The following is an 18,479-nucleotide window of genomic DNA, read 5'->3' as shown; positions in this document are numbered from 1 at the left end:
TCTAAAAGATCGCAGTGAAGCGAAATCCAGGCGGATCTCAGCAGCGACTAGGGTCATGGATTGAAGATGCTTCGCCGTGCTCAAGCCGGAGTGGTTGCGCGTTAAGGCTCCGCAGCGCGAGCGAATCGGCGCCGTGGCCGACCTGCTGCTGGACTTGAACCTGAACACGGTCTGCCAGGAGGCCAGCTGCCCCAACATCGGCGAATGCTTTGCAGGCGGCACCGCCACGTTTTTGATCATGGGGCCCGGCTGCACCCGCGCCTGCCCCTACTGCGACATCGACTTCGACAAGAGCGTGCGCGAGCTCGATCCCACCGAGCCGCAACGGCTTGGGGAGGCAGTGGCCCGTCTGGGCCTGAAGCACGTGGTGATCACCTCAGTGAACCGCGACGATCTCACCGATGGTGGAGCGTCCCAGTTCGTGGCCTGCATCGAACAGGTGAAGCAACGCTCACCGCTCACCACGATTGAGCTGCTGATCCCCGACTTCTGCGGCAACTGGGATGCCCTGGCAACGGTGATGGCCGCCGCCCCCCACGTGTTGAACCACAACATTGAAACGGTGCCGCGGATGTACCGCCTGGCCCGGCCCCAGGGCATCTATGAACGCTCCCTCGAGCTACTGCAACGGGTGCGGGACCAATGGCCCAAGGCCTACAGCAAGTCGGGCCTGATGGTGGGGCTCGGAGAAACCGATGAAGAGGTGATCGAGACGCTCCGGGATCTGCGCAAACACAAGGTCGACATCGTCACCATCGGTCAGTACCTCTCACCTGGCCCCAAGCACCTGGCCGTCGACCGCTTTGTCACCCCGGAGCAATTCGAGACCTACAGAACCGTGGGCGAAAAGGAGCTGGGCTTCCTCCAGGTGGTCAGCACACCACTCACCCGCAGCAGTTACCACGCCGGCGAAGTGCAACGGCTCATGGCCAGCCATCCCCGCTGACGGGGATCCATTCCTGCACCTGCCAGTCCACGAGGCCATCGCGGATCATCGGGTCGTTCTGCACCCACGCCAGGGCATCGGGATAGGACGACGCTTCAAAGATCAACAAACCCCCGCCTCCCGGACGCCGATCGCCATCCACCAGGTAGCCGCTGCGTAGACGGCGGCCTGCTGCAGCTTCCTCTAAAACCCAATGGCGGTGGGCCTCCAGGGTGGGTCGCCGCTGCTCAACGGAGAGGGCAGCGGCGACGGCCGTGAAGGTTTCGGTCTTGACGAACCAGGCCACGGACTGGGGACGGCGCTAGGCCGCCACAGCCTGCTTGTCAGCCAATCCCATCGCCTCCCGCTCACTGGGGGGGACCAACACCTTGAAGCGACCCTTCGCCGCAGACCAATCGGCCAGGAGAGCAGCAGCCTTCTCACTTCCCGTGAGCGCCACATGCCGTTCCAGCAGACCCTTCAGCAGCGACTCCTGCTCATGGGTGGTGATGGTGCAGACCTCCACAATCTCCGGGTTCACCCGAGGTGCGACACGCCCCTCGTCATCCAGCAGGAAGGTCACACCACCGGTCATGCCAGCGCCGACATTGCGGCCGGTGCTGCCAAGAACAACGACGACGCCACCGGTCATGTACTCACAGCAGTGGTCACCAGCTCCCTCCACAACCGTGCGGGCACCGCTGTTGCGAACACCGAAGCGCTCGCCAGCCCGGCCATGGGCAAACAACTCACCGCCGGTGGCCCCGTAGAGACAGGTGTTGCCGAGGATCACCTGATCCCCTGGAGAAGCACAACCGTCTGATGGCACCAGGGTGATGCAACCACTGTTCATTCCCTTGCCCACGTAGTCGTTGGCCTCGCCTTCCAGACGAACCTGCATGCCCTGCACCAGGAAGGCCCCGAAGCTCTGGCCTGCCGCACCCCGGAAGGTGAGATCGAGCTGTCCTTTGAAGCCGCGGTTGCCATGGCGCTGGGCGATTTCACCGGCCAGACGGGCACAGACACTGCGATCGGTGTTGATGATCTCGATGCTGCGGCTTATGAAACCGTGGTTCTCCAAGGCAGCCATCAGCTCAGCGTCAGCCAGGAGCTGATCCTCAAGGATCGGTCCATTGCCATGGGCCTGGTCGCTGTGGCGCAGCCAGGAGCGATCTTCGGCACCGCTGATCGGGGCCAGCAGGCTGGAGAGATCCACACCCTTGGTCTTGGCCAGATCAACCGAGCGGGCCTGGAGAAGATCTGTGCGACCGATCAACTCCTCGAGGCGGGTGACGCCGAGCAGGCTCATCAGCTGACGCACTTCCTCGGCGACGTACCAGAAGAAATTGACGACGTGCTCAGGAATGCCGGTGAAGCGCTTGCGCAGGTTCTCCTTCTGCGTGGCCACACCCACAGGGCAATTGTTGGTGTGACAAACGCGAGCCATGACGCAGCCCTCGGCGATCATCGCGATCGAGCCGAAGCCGTATTCCTCGGCCCCCAGCAAGGCAGCGATCACCACATCCCAGCCTGTTTTCAGGCCTCCATCGGCGCGCAGCAGAACCCGATCGCGCAGACCGTTCTCCACCAGAGAACGATGCACCTCGGTGAGGCCCAATTCCCAGGGGCTGCCGGCGTGCTTGATCGAACTCAGGGGGGATGCACCGGTGCCACCGTCGTGACCGGAGATCTGGATCACATCGGCGTTGGCCTTGGCCACACCCGCCGCGATGGTGCCAATCCCGATCTCAGCCACCAGCTTCACGCTCACGGGGGCAGCGGGGTGCACCTGATGCAGGTCATGGATCAACTGCGCCAGGTCTTCAATCGAATAGATGTCGTGGTGTGGAGGCGGTGAAATCAAGGCGACACCTGGCTTGCTGTTGCGCAACCAGGCGATGTACTTGTCGACCTTGGGCCCTGGCAGCTGACCGCCTTCACCGGGCTTGGCGCCCTGGGCCACCTTGATCTCCAGCTGCTTGCCGCTGCGCAGGTATTCCGCCGTCACACCGAAACGACCTGAAGCCACCTGCTTGATTGCCGAGCAGGCAGTGTCCCCATTGCGCAAACCACCAATGCTGGGGAATGAGGCGGAACGGCCCTCGGCATCGACATCCTTGAGGATCTGGAAGCGGGCAGGGTCTTCGCCGCCTTCACCGCTGTTGCTCTTGCCGCCGATGCGATTCATCGCCACGGCCAACACTTCATGGGCTTCGCGGGACAAAGCGCCCAAGCTCATGCCGCCCGTGCAGAAGCGGGTGCAGATGCTCTCGACGCTCTCCACCTGATCCAGGGGCACTGGGGTGGGAGCCAACTTGAACTCCAGCAGGTCCCGCAGGGCCATTACCGGCCGGTTCTCCAGCAAGGCCTGGTAGGTGGAGAAATGGTCGTAACCAGGGCCCTGAGCCACCGCCTTGTGCAGAGCTTTCGACAGCTCGGGATTGTTGCGGTGGTACTCAGCACCACTGCGGTATTGAACAAAGCCCATGAATTCGAGCTTGCTGCGGTTGAGCTCAGGGAATGCCTTGGCGTGCATCGAGAGCGTTTCGTTCGCCAGCTCGGCCAAAGTCATCCCGGCAACACGGCTGGTCGTTCCGGTGAAGGCGGTCTCCACCACATCCGCTCCCAGGCCGATCGCTTCAAAGATCTGAGCGCCGTGGTAGCTGGCAAGCAATGAAATTCCGATCTTGGAGAGGATCTTGCGCAGGCCGTTCTCCAGCGACTCACGAACGTTGGACTGGGCTTGATTGGCATCCAGGGCGGGCAACTTGCCCTGTTCGATCCGCTTCTTGGTCTTGGGGTGATCCAGCCAGTGGCGGGTGGTCTCCCAGGTGAGCCAGGGGCAGACGGCACTGGCGCCGTAACCGATCAGGCAGGCCATGTGATGGGTGCTCCAGCACTGGGCCGTATCCACCACCAGAGAGCACTGCAGCCGCAGCTTCTGGCGAAGCAGATGGTGATGAACAGCACCCACGGCCAGCAAGGCCGGCATCGCCACCGTTGTGGGGGTCAGCGGGGCAGCCGCCCCCGTGCCATCGACCCGGTCGGACAGCACCAGAACTTGCGCTCCGTCACGCACCGCCTGTTCCGCGACGCTGCACAGCGCAGCGATGGCCTGTTGCAGACCTCCCGCAAACGACTCCACAGCCAGCTGGGTGGACACCGTCTTGACGGGCAAACCCTGCTCACTGATGGCCGCCAGTTCCGCATCGTTCAAAACGGGAGTCTCCAGATGGATGACGGAGGCAGCTTCCGGCTGGGGCTTCAGGGCGGGCCGGCGCTCACCCAGGTGCATCTCCAGGCTCATCACCAACTTTTCCCGCAGGGGATCAATCGGAGGGTTGGTGACCTGGGCGAAACGCTGCTTGAAGTAGTCGTAAAGCAGGTGGGGCTTGTCGGAGAGCACAGCCAGGGGGATGTCATCCCCCATGCAGTAGGTCGGCTCTTTACCGAGGGCAGCCATGTCCTCGATGATCAGATCGAAGTCTTCGGCGGTGAACCCCATCGCGGTCTGCAACCGCAGCAGATCGAGTTCACCCAACTGCCGGTCCTGGGTCCAGGGCTGGGGGGTCACGCCGCGGCGATGCTTCTGCAGCCAATCGGCGTAGGGGAAGCGCTGCGCCGCGTCTTCCTTCACCGACCAGTTGTCGAGCAACTCGCCGCGTTCAAGATCGACGGCCACCATCTGACCAGGGCCAAGACGACCTTTCTGAACAATCGTCTTGCCGCTGAGATCCACCACGCCGGTCTCCGATCCCATGATCACGAAGCCGTCAGCGGTGGTGCACCAACGCGCCGGACGCAGCCCATTGCGATCGAGCGTTGCACCCACTCGCTTGCCGTCGGCGAACACCAACAGGGCCGGGCCGTCCCAGGGTTCCTGAATGCCCGCGTTGAATTCGTACATCGCCATCACATCAGGACGGCTGTCGAGATCGGGCTGATTGCGAAACGCTTCGGGCACCAGTGTGATCAGGCTGTCGGTGATCGACCGCCCACTGCGCACCATCAATTCCAGAGTGGCGTCCAGGTTGGCGGAATCGCTGAAGGCAGGGTTCACCACCGGAATCAGGTCATCAGCCGCCTCACCCCAGACGTTCTCGAGGCTGGCTTCTGAAGCCTTGGCCCAGTTGAGGTTGCCCAGCAGCGTGTTGATTTCGCCGTTGTGCCCCAGAAGCCGCATCGGCTGAGCCAGGGGCCAGCGCGGCAGGGTGTTTGTGCTGAAACGGCGGTGATACACCGCAAAGCTCACCTCAAATCGTGGGTCCTGCAGGTCGGCGTAGAACTGCGCCAGCACCTCGGATCGCACCATTCCCTTGTAGACAACCGTCCGGCTGCTCAGGGAGGCGACATAAACGTCCTGGGCCACCTCAGCACCCAGAGCGGCCCGCACACGGGCACCGATACGGCGCCGCAACCGCAGCAGCTGGCCATCAAAGGTTGCGTCGTCGGCATCACCATTCAGCACCCACTGCTCGATCACGGGGGCTGTGGCACGAGCCAAAGGCCCGAGAACCGCAGGGTCGACAGGCACCGTTCGCCACCCCAGAGGCTGCAAGCCAAGGGCTTTGGCCTCTTCATCACACAGGCCCCGAACCTCAGCACGACGGCTGGCATCGGTCGGCATGAACATCATGCCGAGGCCCCGTGCTGCAGCCGCCTCGGGCCAGACGGCTTTCAGATACGACCAGGGAATTTCACACAACACCCCCGCGCCGTCTCCGGAGTCGCCATCTCCCCCGCAACCGCCACGGTGTTCCATGCATCCCAGACCACGCAGGGCCTGCTCCAGCACCCAGTGACTGGCCTGCCCCTGGAGCTGGGCCAGGAAACCAACGCCACACGCATCCTTCTCGCCCGCAACAACCTCGGGTGCAGGGCTGTCGCAGTAAGGCCAGACAGCGGAACGGATGGCGTCAGACATAGGGAACTCAACCGGACGATCGCATGGGCCTGCAGCTTCGAGCTCTGCAGAATCCATCTCGAGGGACGATCCTAGGCAGGCGCCTCTCCGCCAAGGCATTTCATGCTGGCCTTTGCCCCACTTCCCGCGCCACCGCCTGAGCTTCGCCCTGTGCCGAACCAGAGCGGTGAGGAGGTGCTGATCGGGAGAGAGCGCAGCAAAGCGGTTTGGCTCTGGAAGGGCAGCGACGCAGAACCGGAAGAACTTTGGCTGCCCTTGGATGTTCTGGAATCCCGTCTGGGTTTCCGGCGGGTGTCTCGCCTCGATGGAGAGGCACTGGAATGGTTTGGCCGAACGGTCGCAATGACCGCATTGGCGACCCGTTCACTCGGTGATGAAGTCGGCCTCGAAGTGAGCGACTGGCTGGCCGCGACTGGCGTCAGCGCCCAAGTGAGGGGAAACACTTTGGAGCTTCGGCTGCCCTTACCAACGGTGAACAACCTGCGCCGCGGTAAGGGTTCAACCGCCGATCGGTTGGTGCTGGACCTGAACGGCCCCGCCCTGGTGCAGCGCTTGAACGGCGACCTGTTGCTGGAGCTCAAGTTGTCGCGGACCCAGCAACGTCAACTCAAGGCATGGGGGCTCTCGCCACAGCTGCATCGCCACGGCGGCCTGGTGCTGAAGGGACAAGCCACCAAGCTGAGAAGCCTGAGCCTGGCGTCCCCTTGGCGGGTGGTGCTGGATGGTGTGCAAACCGGTGGTCGCCGCCCGGTCCAAAGCGCACGTCTTCCTCTCCGCAACCCAGCTGTGGCCGAATGGCTGAGGCGGGGCTTCGTCTTGGAGCAACGCACCATCAAGGTGGGTGTGAAACCCATTCAAGTGTTCCGTGCCGGCGGGCAGCTGAGCCGTCTCGGCATCACACTTCAGCCTCTGGTCAAAGCCGAGCAGCAGCAGGGTCTGCGTTTTCTGCCTCAGCTCTCCCAACCCGCAGGGGCACTGGTCGCAGTGAACGGAGGCTTTTTCAACCGGATCAACCAGCTCCCCTTGGGGGCCGTGCGGCATCAGGGGGTCTGGCTGTCTGGTCCGATCCTGAATCGAGGTGTGATCGCTTGGGGAACCTCAGGGGATCTGCAGTTCGGCCGGCTGCGTCTGAATCAGACGCTGCAGGTGAACAACGGTCGCCGTTGGAGCCTCATGGCACTCAACAGCGGCTACGTCCAGAAGGGGCTAAGCCTGTACACGCCTGCATGGGGGCCCCGCTACCGCGCCCTGAGCGGCGAGGAGGAAGCACTATTGATTCGCGGCGGCCGCGTCGAAGCAACGGTCGACAAGAGCAGCCTCCAACGCGGCATCGCGATCCCCAAAGACGCTGAATTGGTGGTAGCCCGGGGACGCACGCCGCTGCCAGCACGACCTGGTGATCGGATCCAGGTGACATCAAGATCCCTCTCCTCCCTCGCGCAACAACCCAATGTTCTGGGCGGCGGTCCACTGCTAATGCAGAACGGCCACGTGGTGCTGAATGGACGCCAGGAGGGATTCAGCCCTGGCTTCATGAGCTTGGCGGCACCAAGAACGGTGGTGGCTCAGGGTCCGAGCGGTCAGTGGCTGATGACCTTGCGTGGCGCCGCCGGCAGTGATCCCACCCTTGTGGAAACAGCCCTGGCAGCCCAGCAGATGGGGCTGCGCGATGCCCTGAACATGGATGGCGGCAGCTCCACCACCCTCGTTGTGGCCGGACGCACCGTGATGAATGGCCGAAGCAGCACCCCGAGAGTCCACAACGGCCTGGGGCTCATCCCCCTCTGAGACCTGCGACAGTGGGGGCCCAGAGGAACTGAGCATGGCTGCCAATTTGCGGCTGACCGCTGCTGCTGCTGCCGAGCTAGGGCGACAGGCGGCCGTTGCGGGAACACCGGGGCAGATGCATCTCGATCTCACGCCCGGCGAGTGCGCACAACATGTGCTGCGCATCCGGGCAGGACATCTGGCCGGCGTTGCGATCGCAAGGGCCGATGGCGTGACCCTGCACGCCCCTGCAGAACAGCTGAAATTGCTCGAAGGCCTTTGCCTGGACTACCGCGGCGACCTCAGTGGGGGTGGTTTTCTGATCCGCAACACCGATGGGGTTGAACCCTGTGCCTGCGGCAGCGCCTTCAGCCGCCTTTGAGTGGGGACCGTCACCCGGTATCGTGGTCGATTGTCGAATCAGGTCGGGAGTCCGACCGCTCACCGACCATCGATGCCAACCATCCAACAGCTGATCCGCACTGAGCGCTCACGCCTCAAGGCCAAGACCAAGTCCCCGGCTTTGAAGTCCTGCCCTGAGCGTCGCGGTGTTTGCACCCGCGTTTACACCTCAACGCCCAAAAAGCCGAATTCGGCGCTGCGCAAGGTGGCTCGTGTGCGCCTGACCTCCGGCTTTGAGGTCACGGCCTACATCGGCGGTGTCGGTCACAACCTGCAGGAGCACTCGGTGGTGTTGATCCGCGGCGGTCGTGTCAAAGACCTCCCTGGCGTCCGCTACCACATCATCCGCGGAACCCTTGATACCGCTGGCGTGAAAGACCGACGTCAGTCCCGCTCCAAGTACGGCGCCAAGGCTCCGAAGGAGTGATCACCGGTTTCCTCCCCATCCCCATCAAGTTCTGATCCCTAATGTCACGCCGCAATGCCGCTGAGAAGCGCCCGATTCTTCCCGACCCGCAGTTCAACAGCCGCCTCGCCACGATGATGGTGGTGCGCTTGATGCAGCACGGCAAGAAGTCGACAGCGCAACGGATCCTGTCCGACGCGTTCGGCCTGATCAACGAGCGCACCGGCGGAGATCCGCTCGAACTGTTCGAAACAGCTGTCAAGAACGCCACCCCCCTAGTGGAAGTGCGCGCCCGCCGCGTTGGTGGTGCCACCTATCAGGTGCCTATGGAAGTGCGCCAGGAGCGCGGCACCGCTATGGCTCTGCGCTGGCTGGTGAGCTTCTCCCGCGCCCGCAACGGCCGGAGCATGGCCCAGAAGTTGGCTGGCGAACTGATGGATGCCGCCAACGAGGCTGGCAACGCCGTTCGCAAGCGCGAAGAAACCCACAAGATGGCCGAAGCCAACAAGGCTTTCGCCCACTACCGCTACTGAGCCTCACGGGCCAGTCATCAACACAGATGTTCATGGCTGGCCTGTAGAGTCTCTCCGCCTTTTCACGCCCCACCCCCGGAGAATTTCCTGTGGCCCGCGACTTCCCCCTGGAACGCGTCAGAAATATTGGTATCGCTGCTCACATCGATGCCGGCAAAACCACCACGACAGAACGGATCCTGTTCTATTCCGGTGTGGTTCACAAAATCGGCGAGGTGCATGACGGCGCCGCCGTGACCGACTGGATGGCCCAGGAACGGGAGCGTGGCATCACGATCACCGCAGCTGCCATTTCGACGTCCTGGCAGGACCATCGGATCAACATCATCGACACGCCTGGCCACGTGGACTTCACCATTGAGGTGGAGCGCTCCATGCGCGTGCTGGATGGTGTGATCGCCGTCTTCTGCGCCGTTGGTGGCGTTCAGCCCCAATCGGAAACCGTCTGGCGTCAGGCCGATCGCTATTCGGTTCCCCGGATGGTGTTCGTGAACAAGATGGACCGCACCGGTGCGGACTTCCTCAAGGTTCACGGCCAGATCAAGGATCGCCTCAAGGCCAACGCTGTTCCGATCCAGCTTCCGATCGGTGCCGAAGGTGAGCTGAGCGGCATCATCGATCTCGTTGCCAACAAGGCCTACATCTATAAGAACGATCTCGGCACCGATATCGAAGAAGCCGAGGTGCCGGCCGACATGGCCGATGAGGTGGCCGAATGGCGGAACACCTTGATGGAGACCGTCGCCGAAACCGATGAGGCGCTGATCGAGAAGTTCCTCGAAACCGGCGAACTCAGCGTTGACGAGCTCAAGAAAGGCATCCGTGAGGGCGTGCTTAAGCACGGCCTGGTGCCCATGCTCTGCGGCTCCGCCTTCAAGAACAAAGGTGTGCAGCTGGTGCTCGACGCTGTGATCGACTACCTCCCTGCCCCCGTCGACGTTCCCCCCATCCAGGGTGTGCTCCCCGACGGCAGCGAAGCGGTGCGTCCGTCCGACGACAACGCCCCCTTCAGCGCCCTCGCCTTCAAGGTGATGGCAGATCCCTACGGCAAGCTCACCTTCGTTCGGATGTATTCCGGCATCCTCGAGAAGGGCAGCTACGTGCTCAACTCCACCAAAGGCGAGAAGGAGCGCATCTCCCGCCTCGTGGTGCTCAAGGCTGACGACCGTGAGGAAGTCGACGCACTGCGTGCCGGCGACCTCGGTGCGGTGCTCGGACTGAAGAACACCACCACGGGTGACACCCTCTGCACCCAGGACGATCCGATCGTTCTCGAGACCCTGTTCATCCCTGAACCGGTGATCTCCGTGGCTGTTGAGCCGAAGACCAAGGGCGACATGGAGAAGCTCTCCAAGGCCCTGGTTGCTCTGGCTGAAGAAGACCCCACCTTCCGCGTCAACACCGACTCCGAGACCGGCCAGACCGTGATCGCCGGCATGGGCGAACTCCACCTGGAAATCCTGGTGGACCGCATGCTGCGTGAGTTCAAGGTGGAAGCCAACATCGGCGCACCTCAGGTGTCCTACCGCGAAACCATCCGTGGTTCCGCAGGTGGCGAGGGCAAGTTCTCCCGTCAGACCGGTGGTAAGGGCCAGTACGGCCACGTTGTGATCGAGATGGAACCGGGCGAGCCCGGCTCCGGCTTCGAATTCGTCAACAAGATCGTGGGCGGTGTCGTTCCGAAGGAATACATCAAGCCCGCCGAGCAGGGCATGAAGGAGACCTGCGAATCCGGTGTGATCGCCGGATACCCCCTCATCGATGTGAAATGCACCCTGGTGCATGGCTCTTATCACGACGTCGACTCCTCGGAGATGGCGTTCAAGATCGCCGGATCCATGGCCTTCAAGGACGGCGTCAAGAAGTGCAACCCTGTGCTGCTTGAGCCGATGATGAAGGTCGAGGTCGAAGCTCCCGAGGATTTCCTCGGTTCGATCATCGGCGACCTGTCCTCCCGTCGAGGTCAGGTTGAGGGCCAGTCCGTCGAAGACGGCACGTCCAAAATCTCGGCCAAGGTGCCCCTTGCCGAGATGTTCGGTTACGCCACCGAGCTCCGCTCCATGACCCAGGGCCGGGGCATTTTCTCGATGGAATTCGACAATTACGCCGAAGTTCCTCGCAATGTGGCCGAGGCCATCATTTCCAAGAATCAGGGCAATTCCTGATCTCTAAACTCCTCCAAATCCAACCCTCGATTCTTTAAACACCCATGGCACGCGAGAAGTTCGAAAGGAACAAGCCCCACGTCAACATCGGCACCATCGGCCACGTTGACCACGGCAAGACCACCCTCACCGCTGCGATCACCAACGTGCTCGCCAAGAAGGGTCAGGCTGAAGTTCAGAACTATGCCGACATCGACGGCGCCCCTGAAGAGCGTGAGCGCGGCATCACCATCAACACCGCTCACGTTGAGTACGAGACCGAGACTCGTCACTACGCCCACGTGGACTGCCCTGGCCACGCGGACTATGTGAAGAACATGATCACCGGTGCCGCTCAGATGGACGGCGCGATCCTGGTGTGTGCCGCCACCGACGGCCCCATGGCCCAGACCAAGGAGCACATCCTTCTGGCCAAGCAGGTGGGTGTTCCCGCCCTGGTGGTTGCACTGAACAAGTGCGACATGGTCGATGACGAAGAGATCATCGAACTGGTGGAGATGGAGATCCGCGAACTGCTCTCCAGCTACGACTTCCCCGGCGACGACATCCCCGTGGTTCAGGTCTCCGGCCTGAAGGCCATCGAGGGCGAGGCTGAGTGGGAAGCCAAGATCGAGGAACTGATGGCGGCTGTTGACGCCAGCATCCCTGAGCCTGAGCGGGAAGTGGACAAGCCCTTCCTGATGGCAGTGGAAGACGTCTTCTCCATCACCGGTCGCGGCACCGTGGCCACCGGCCGTATCGAGCGCGGCATCGTCAAGGTCGGCGAAGAGATCGAAATCGTCGGCATCAAGGACACCCGCAAGACCACCGTCACCGGTGTGGAAATGTTCCGCAAGCTGCTCGATGAGGGCATGGCTGGCGACAACGTTGGTCTGCTGCTGCGCGGCATCCAGAAGGAAGAGATCGAGCGCGGCATGGTGCTTGTGAAGCCCGGTTCCATCACCCCTCACACCAAGTTCGAGGGTCAGGTGTACGTGCTCAAGAAGGAAGAAGGCGGCCGTCACACTCCCTTCTTCGCTGGCTACCGCCCGCAGTTCTACATCCGTACAACGGACGTGACCGGCCAAATCACTGCCTTCACCGCGGAAGACGGTTCCAACGTGGAAATGGTGATGCCTGGTGACAACATCCAGATGACCGGTGAGCTGATCTGCCCCGTCGCCATCGAGCAAGGCATGCGCTTCGCTATTCGCGAAGGCGGCCGCACCATCGGTGCTGGCGTGGTCTCCAAGATCATCGAGTGATCAGCGCAAGCTGAACCACACGGCAGGAGATGGAGGGGCTCAGCCCCCCATCTCCTAAATTTCTCAGAACCTCGACAACTGAAGTCCTGCTTCGATCTCGAAGCTTTTTCGCTCCCTTCCTATGTCCACTGCCATCGCTCAGCAGAAGATCCGCATCCGCCTGAAGGCGTTCGACCGCCGCATGCTCGATCTTTCTTGCGAGAAAATCATTGAAACGGCCGATAACACCGCTGCAACCGCAATCGGTCCGATCCCCCTGCCCACGAAACGCAAGATCTACTGCGTTCTGCGCTCTCCCCACGTGGACAAGGACTCCCGCGAGCACTTCGAGACCCGCACCCACCGTCGGATCATCGACATCTACAGCCCCTCGGCCAAAACCATCGATGCACTGATGAAGCTTGATCTCCCCAGTGGTGTGGACATCGAAGTGAAGCTCTGATCCGTTCGATCAGAACTTCATTTTCCTAGGATTCAGTTGCCTACAACACGGCGTTCGTGTCCGATTTTTCTGTGAGGGAGCTTCCCCTGTTCCCCCTGCCGGACGTCGTGTTGTTCCCGCAGCAGCTCCTGCCGCTGCACATTTTTGAATCGCGTTATCGGATGCTTCTCCAGACGGTTCTGGAGACCGACAAACGATTCGGCATCGTTCGCATCAACCCCGAGAACGGCGAAATGGCCGAAATCGGTTGCTGCGCTGAGGTGCTTCAGCACCAAACAACCGAAGACGGTCGCAGCTACATCGTTTCGCTGGGCCAACAGCGGTTCCGGCTGCTCAACATCACGCGTGAAACGCCCTACCGAACAGGGATGGTGAGCTGGCTGGAGGATGAGCCCGTGGCCGACACCGACCAGCTCAACAGCTTGAGGGACAAGGTGAGCGAAGCCTTAAATGACGTCGTTCAGCTGACCAGCAAACTGCAGAACCGAGAGGTGGAACTGCCTGACGATCTGCCTGATCTACCTCGGGAACTCTCCTTCTGGATCAGCGCCCATCTGGATCAGGCCGCTTCGGAGCAACAGAGTCTTCTCGAACTAACCGACACCCACGAACGGTTGAGTCAGCAATTTGAAATGTTGGACCACACCCGACGCCAACTGGCAGCCCGCACTGTGTTGATGGATCTGAAGTGATGTTGGGATCTCTGTTAGTGGTAGCCGGCGCCGTTGGAGCCACCGGGGTTGCGCTGTGGCTTCGCCGCGACCGGCGCTACGAATCGTCGGAGAGTGTCGCCTCCGCCTACGACGCCTGGACGGAAGACCGCTTGCTGGAGCAGCTCTGGGGAGAGCATGTCCATCTCGGCCATTACGGAACCCCGCCAGGCTCCTGCGACTTCCGCGAAGCCAAGGAAGCCTTCGTCCACGAGCTGGTGCGATGGAGCGGTCTGGACCAACTCCCCGCCGGCAGCCGGGTGCTGGATGTGGGATGCGGCATCGGTGGCAGTGCCCGAATCCTGTCGCGGGATTACGGATTGAACGTTCTCGGCATCAGCATCAGCCCTGCCCAGGTGGAACGAGCCACAAAACTCACCCCATCCGGCCTGAGCTGCCGCTTCCAGGTGATGGACGCCTTGGATCTTCAACTGCCCGATCAGAGCTTTGATGCGGTTTGGAGTGTGGAGGCCGGGCCCCACATGCCGGACAAGCAGCGTTATGCCGATGAGATGATGCGGGTGATGCGACCGGGGGGTCTGCTTGCAGTGGCCGACTGGAACCGCCGGGATCCATCTGACGGCGGCATGACGCGACCCGAACGCTGGGTGATGCGTCAGCTGCTCAACCAATGGGCCCACCCTGAATTCGCCAGCATCAAGGGGTTCCGCCAGAACCTCGACAACAGCGTGCACAACCGTGGCGAGATCATCACCGGTGACTGGACCCAGGCCACGCTCCCCTCATGGATTGACTCGATCATCGAGGGCGTCCGCCGTCCCTGGGCGGTGCTCAGCCTGGGACCGAAAGCGGTCCTGCAAGGCCTGAGAGAAACGCCGACGTTGCTGCTGATGCACTGGGCCTTCGCTACTGGTCTGATGCAATTCGGCGTCTTCCGGATCAGAAAGGGCTGATCCTCAACAGCCGCTCAAATCGCTGCTGGGGTAGGCACCGAAATGGGCGAGATGCTCACAAAGAGGCTGCAACTGGGCGATCAGATCCGCCAGAGCCGTTGACGGAGCCGGCGGAAGATCCACATCCACAAAGAACACGTATTCCCCCAGCTCCCGTTTGGACGGTCGCGATTCAATCCGGCTCATGTTCAAGCCCCGCTCAGCCAGAAAGGCCAAAGCCTCCAAGAGAGCCCCCGGCGCATTGCGATGCAGCGAGAACGCCAGACTGGCCACATCGCCATGCTCACTGCGCTGGCCACGACGCAGCAGCAGAAAACGGGTGCGGTTGCCCGCAACATCGTTCACCGGGAACGCCAGCTGATCCAACCCGTGTTCCCGGGCAGCGGTCTGGGAGGCGATCGCAGCACGGAAGGGACTGCCCGCCACCATGCGAGCAGCTTCAGCCGTGGATGAGGTGGGCAGTTGCAAGGCGTCGGGCAGATGCTGGGCCAACCAGCCACTGCACTGGGCCAGGGCCTGCGGGTGGGAGAGCACTTCGGTGACTCTGCTGAGCGGCCCACTCCCCAGCAGAGCGTGCTGAATCGGCAGCACCAAAGCCCTGCGGATACAAAGCTCCGGATGGGACCACAGCGCATCGAGGGTCGCTGTCACCCCACCTTCAACCGAGTTCTCGATCGGGACAACGGCTGCATCACACTGCCCTCCGGCCAGCTGTTCCACCACCGATCGGAGCCCCACGCAGGGAACGAGCTGGACATCCTCGAGAGCGTCCTGTTCGATCAACACCCGGGCGGCCTTCTCGCCATAGGTCCCGACTGGGCCAAGGAATGCGAGACGTGTAGGCATCGAAGCCGCACTGGATGGACTCGATAAGATCATGCCGCGTCAGGTGAAGACCATGCCCCTGGCCTTCGAAGCCAGTCAAAAGCTTGATCTGCCTGTCCGAACCGGAGCAGAGCGGCTTCCCACTTACCTGCTGGAGGAGGAGCGCGTCCTTGGGGCCCTGCTGGATGCCAAACAGCTCACCCGTCTGCAGTCAGGGCGCTACAGCTATGTGGTGACCAGCCTGCAGGTCTTCCAGCTCCACGTGAAACCCGTGGTGTCCCTCCAGATCCACATGGAAGGCGACACCTTGGTGATGCAGGCCCTCGACTGCGAACTGGAGGGTCTGGGGATTGTTGATGACTTCGCCCTGAACCTTGAAGCACGGCTGACGTCCACACCCGACGGACTTCAGGGACATGCCCATCTGTCGGTGAGCGTCAGCCAGCCATCGCTGCTGAAGCTGATCCCCAAACGGGTGCTGGAATCAACGGGCGAATCAATCTTGAGTGGCATCCTCATTGGCATCAAAGCCCGGGTTGGCCAGCAACTGATCGACGACTACCGAAGCTGGTGCCGGGAAACCGACGGGCAAGGCTCAACCGAGCAGACGCCTCAAGAACGTGTGCCGATGCAGGGGCGTGGGGCCTGAGGCCATCAAGCTCTGACGATGTTGCGCCGTGCCATAGCCCGCATGGCGCTCGAGGCCGTAACCAGGGAATCGAGCCGATAAGCGCCGGATGAGTGCATCCCTGGCCTCCTTGGCCAGAACACTCGCCGCAGCAATGGCCGCTGATCGGCTGTCCCCTGCGATCACCGTGCGCTGCGGGCCCTGCCATAGCCGAAGGGGAAGGTTGCCATCCACCAGCACGAGCCCAGGGCGCTGCGGCAGTCGCTGCAGCGCCCGCAACATGGCGCGTTCCGTGGCAACGCGGATGCCGCAGGCGTCAATTTCGCGCGCTGATGCCTGGCCCAGACCGGATGCCGCACACAGCGACTGGATCACCGGAACCAGAGCAGCCCGACGCTTGGCTGACAGTTTTTTGCTATCGGTCAGCCCTGCCTTCAACAGCTCTTGAGCCGCTGCGGTCTCGAGCACAACAGCAGCCGCAAAGACAGGACCGAACAAGCAACCGCGACCGACTTCGTCCACACCAGCCACGTCCCGCCCGAGGGGGAGGGAGTCCTGCGCGGTCATCCGACTCAGACCGTGGCGACAGCCGAGGAGCGGCGACGGCGACGGCGAGGCTCATCAGGCTCAGCTGTTTCCACCACGGCCACAGGCTCGGGCTCAGCCGGTTCACTGATGGGGGCCGGTTCTGGTTCGGTGATCGTCAGGTTGGTCACCGCCTCCAAGGGGGTGATCTCCACCATCAGGGGAGCCGACTCATCCGGAGCAGATGAAGTGACGACAACAGGCGTCTCAGCGGCAGGAGTCGTAGTGGGCTGACTCGCCCCGTTGCGTGACCCTGAACGACCACCCCGTCCGCCACGACGGCGGCGGCGTCCGGAACTGGCCGCCAATTGCTGACGCGCCGCCTCCAGCACCTCCTGCTCGTTCTCGCCAGGACGCACAACCCGGACCACGACGTTGTCGGATGCAGGGGGCTCCTCCAGCAACAGGGCAGGGTTCAATCCCAGCCAACCAAACAACTGCTGTTGCTCGTCGGTCATCGGGACGGCAACCAATTCAGGGTCCTGACGACGGGCGGTCGCTGGCTCCTGAGCCTCTTGGGTCGACACCTCAGGGGCAGAGGTGTCGGACGTCTCGACAGGAAGGACGGCATCCTGACTGCCACGCCCTCGACCACCGCGCCGCCGCCGGCCATTGCCACCGCTCTCTCCTGGCGCAACAACTTCGGCGCGGGCAGAGGCCGCCGAGCGAACCAATCCTGTGGCCGTTGCCAGAGGTTGAAGCAGGTCTTTGCCGGGAAGAACGGCCACATGGCCAAGACCACCACAGCTGGGGCAAGCCCGACCGAACAGTTCATAGATGTTCTGCCCTTGACGCTTGCGGGTGAGTTCCACCAGGCCCAGTTCGCTGAGCTGTGCGATCTGCGGGCGGGCTGAGTCGTCACGGACGGCTGTCGTGAAATGCTCCAGCAGCTGGAGCTGATCACGACGGGAATCCATATCGATGAAGTCGATGATGATCACCCCACCGATGTTGCGAAGCTTGAGCTGGCGAGCAATTTCGATCGCCGCCTCGCAATTGGTCCACAGAACGGTTTCGCGCGCATTGGCCGACCGTGTGAACGAGCCCGAGTTCACATCGATCACCGTGAGTGCTTCGGTGGGCTCGATGATCACGTAGCCACCGGACGGCAGATCAACCCGCGGCTTCAGCGCATCGCGGATGGCGGCATTGACCTTGTAGTGCTCCAGCAACTCGCTGGGTTCACTGTGAGCCTCCACCAGCACATTGCCGGCTTCGGCACCAAGGAAACTGCTCACACGGTTCACAGCGGCGGCATCGTCCACCACTACCCGGGCCAGATCCGGGCCCATGTGGTCCCGCAGAATCCGATGGATGAAGTCTTCATCGCGGTTGAGCAGCACCGGCGGTGCAGCCGTTTCAGCGGCTTGCTGAATCGCCTCCCACTGGCGCAGCAAGGATTCCAGATCCTCAATCAACAGCTCTTCGCTGATGCCGTCGGCTTCCGTACGGATCAGCAGACCGGCTCCAGGCGGCTTGATCAGAACACCAAGGGCACGCAGTCGGTTCCGTTCTGCATCAGAACTGATGCGCCGGGAGATGTTGACCCCCTGCCCATGGGGCTGAAGCACCAGGTAGCGACCTGGCAGAGCAAGATTTCCCGTCAACCGTGGGCCTTTGGTGCCGGTCGGTTCTTTCATCACCTGAACCAGAACCTTCTGGCGAGGCTCCAGAAGTTCAGTGATCCCAGCCGAACCTTTCTTCAGACGCAACGGCCCAAGATCGGTGACATGAATGAACCCATTTTTCTCACTCTCACCAATATTGACGAAGGCGGCATCAATGCCTGGCAGGACATTTTCTACCGTTCCTAAATAGACATCTCCGATCTGATAACGACCCTGCGCGACGATGAGTTCATCAACACGTTCATCGGTCAGCACTGCTGCGATGCGCAGCTGCTCCGCGATGACAATTTGCTGGGGCATAAGAGGACTGGTTGAGCCCGATTGAGGGCCAAATCCGTTGAGGAACCTGCCGGTTCTCCCTCACGGGTTGATGGAAAGATC

The 18,479-nt window shown here is 62.1% G+C and carries 16 protein-coding genes; 11 read left to right on the top strand and 5 right to left on the bottom strand.

What is annotated here, in order from left to right; all coding sequences use genetic code 11:
* Positions 1-76: 76 nt before the first annotated feature.
* Positions 77-946, top strand: coding sequence for a lipoyl synthase (gene lipA, locus SynTAK9802_RS01570; RefSeq protein ID WP_115010447.1), 870 nt, complete (start codon positions 77-79; stop codon positions 944-946).
* On the opposite strand, the gene SynTAK9802_RS01565 is transcribed toward lipA, so the two are convergent.
* Both SynTAK9802_RS01565 and gltB read right to left on the bottom strand, forming a co-directional pair.
* The gene (locus SynTAK9802_RS01565; RefSeq protein WP_186496983.1) at positions 924-1,232 is read right to left on the bottom strand and encodes a YciI family protein; all 309 of its coding nucleotides are present in this window, start codon (positions 1,230-1,232) and stop codon (positions 924-926) included. The genes lipA and SynTAK9802_RS01565 overlap by 23 nt on opposite strands.
* Before the next feature lie 15 nt (positions 1,233-1,247).
* Entirely contained in the window at positions 1,248-5,849 is a 4,602-nt protein-coding gene (gene gltB, locus SynTAK9802_RS01560; protein WP_186496981.1) for a glutamate synthase large subunit, read from the bottom strand.
* Positions 5,850-5,951: 102 nt separating this feature from the next.
* Between gltB and SynTAK9802_RS01555 the strand changes: the two genes are divergently transcribed.
* The 9 genes from SynTAK9802_RS01555 to SynTAK9802_RS01515 all read left to right on the top strand — a co-directional run bounded on the left by SynTAK9802_RS01555 (position 5,952) and on the right by SynTAK9802_RS01515 (position 14,432).
* Entirely contained in the window at positions 5,952-7,637 is a 1,686-nt protein-coding gene (locus SynTAK9802_RS01555; protein ID WP_186496979.1) for a phosphodiester glycosidase family protein, read from the top strand.
* 34 nt (positions 7,638-7,671) lie between these two features.
* Positions 7,672-7,998, top strand: a complete 327-nt coding sequence (locus SynTAK9802_RS01550; protein ID WP_186496977.1) for an iron-sulfur cluster assembly accessory protein — start codon at positions 7,672-7,674, stop codon at positions 7,996-7,998.
* 72 nt (positions 7,999-8,070) lie between these two features.
* Entirely contained in the window at positions 8,071-8,445 is a 375-nt protein-coding gene (gene rpsL / locus SynTAK9802_RS01545) for a 30S ribosomal protein S12 (RefSeq protein WP_006850614.1), read from the top strand.
* A gap of 41 nt (positions 8,446-8,486) precedes the next feature.
* The gene (rpsG, locus tag SynTAK9802_RS01540) at positions 8,487-8,957 is read left to right on the top strand and encodes a 30S ribosomal protein S7 (RefSeq protein ID WP_006849937.1); all 471 of its coding nucleotides are present in this window, start codon (positions 8,487-8,489) and stop codon (positions 8,955-8,957) included.
* Between the two features lie 89 nt (positions 8,958-9,046).
* A complete protein-coding gene (gene fusA, locus SynTAK9802_RS01535) occupies positions 9,047-11,122 on the top strand; it encodes an elongation factor G (protein ID WP_114987193.1) in 2,076 nt (691 codons plus the stop codon).
* Positions 11,123-11,166: 44 nt separating this feature from the next.
* Complete coding sequence (gene tuf / locus SynTAK9802_RS01530; RefSeq protein WP_115080435.1) at positions 11,167-12,366, top strand: elongation factor Tu; 1,200 nt, start codon at positions 11,167-11,169, stop codon at positions 12,364-12,366.
* A 121-nt stretch (positions 12,367-12,487) separates the two neighbouring features.
* On the top strand, positions 12,488-12,808 hold the full coding sequence (gene rpsJ / locus SynTAK9802_RS01525; RefSeq protein ID WP_011363346.1) for a 30S ribosomal protein S10: 321 nt from the start codon (positions 12,488-12,490) through the stop codon (positions 12,806-12,808).
* Positions 12,809-12,864: 56 nt separating this feature from the next.
* Positions 12,865-13,500 (top strand): LON peptidase substrate-binding domain-containing protein, encoded by a 636-nt coding sequence (locus tag SynTAK9802_RS01520; RefSeq protein WP_115010442.1) that lies wholly within the window; start codon positions 12,865-12,867, stop codon positions 13,498-13,500.
* On the top strand, positions 13,500-14,432 hold the full coding sequence (locus tag SynTAK9802_RS01515) for a methyltransferase domain-containing protein (protein WP_186496975.1): 933 nt from the start codon (positions 13,500-13,502) through the stop codon (positions 14,430-14,432). Before SynTAK9802_RS01520 ends, SynTAK9802_RS01515 begins: the two co-directional genes overlap by 1 nt.
* A gap of 3 nt (positions 14,433-14,435) precedes the next feature.
* Here the strand turns inward: SynTAK9802_RS01515 and pheA are convergent, their stop codons facing one another.
* Positions 14,436-15,278 (bottom strand): prephenate dehydratase, encoded by an 843-nt coding sequence (gene pheA / locus SynTAK9802_RS01510; protein WP_186496973.1) that lies wholly within the window; start codon positions 15,276-15,278, stop codon positions 14,436-14,438.
* 31 nt (positions 15,279-15,309) lie between these two features.
* Between pheA and SynTAK9802_RS01505 the strand changes: the two genes are divergently transcribed.
* Positions 15,310-15,906: a DUF1997 domain-containing protein gene (locus SynTAK9802_RS01505; protein WP_186496971.1), complete on the top strand. Its 597-nt coding sequence runs from the start codon at positions 15,310-15,312 to the stop codon at positions 15,904-15,906.
* Here SynTAK9802_RS01505 and SynTAK9802_RS01500 read toward each other — a convergent pair.
* Positions 15,853-16,452 carry a ribonuclease HII gene (locus SynTAK9802_RS01500; protein ID WP_115080444.1) on the bottom strand — a complete coding sequence of 200 codons (600 nt, stop codon included), beginning with the start codon at positions 16,450-16,452 and terminating at the stop codon, positions 15,853-15,855. The genes SynTAK9802_RS01505 and SynTAK9802_RS01500 overlap by 54 nt on opposite strands.
* 5 nt (positions 16,453-16,457) lie before the next feature.
* Positions 16,458-18,398 (bottom strand): Rne/Rng family ribonuclease, encoded by a 1,941-nt coding sequence (locus tag SynTAK9802_RS01495; RefSeq protein ID WP_186496969.1) that lies wholly within the window; start codon positions 18,396-18,398, stop codon positions 16,458-16,460.
* Positions 18,399-18,479 lie beyond the last annotated feature (81 nt).

It is taken from the genome of Synechococcus sp. TAK9802 (genome assembly GCF_014279535.1).
Lineage (GTDB): Bacteria > Cyanobacteriota > Cyanobacteriia > PCC-6307 > Cyanobiaceae > Parasynechococcus.
The sequence above is the reverse complement of the archived record's forward strand: the minus strand, read 5'-3'. Positions and strand labels throughout refer to the sequence as shown.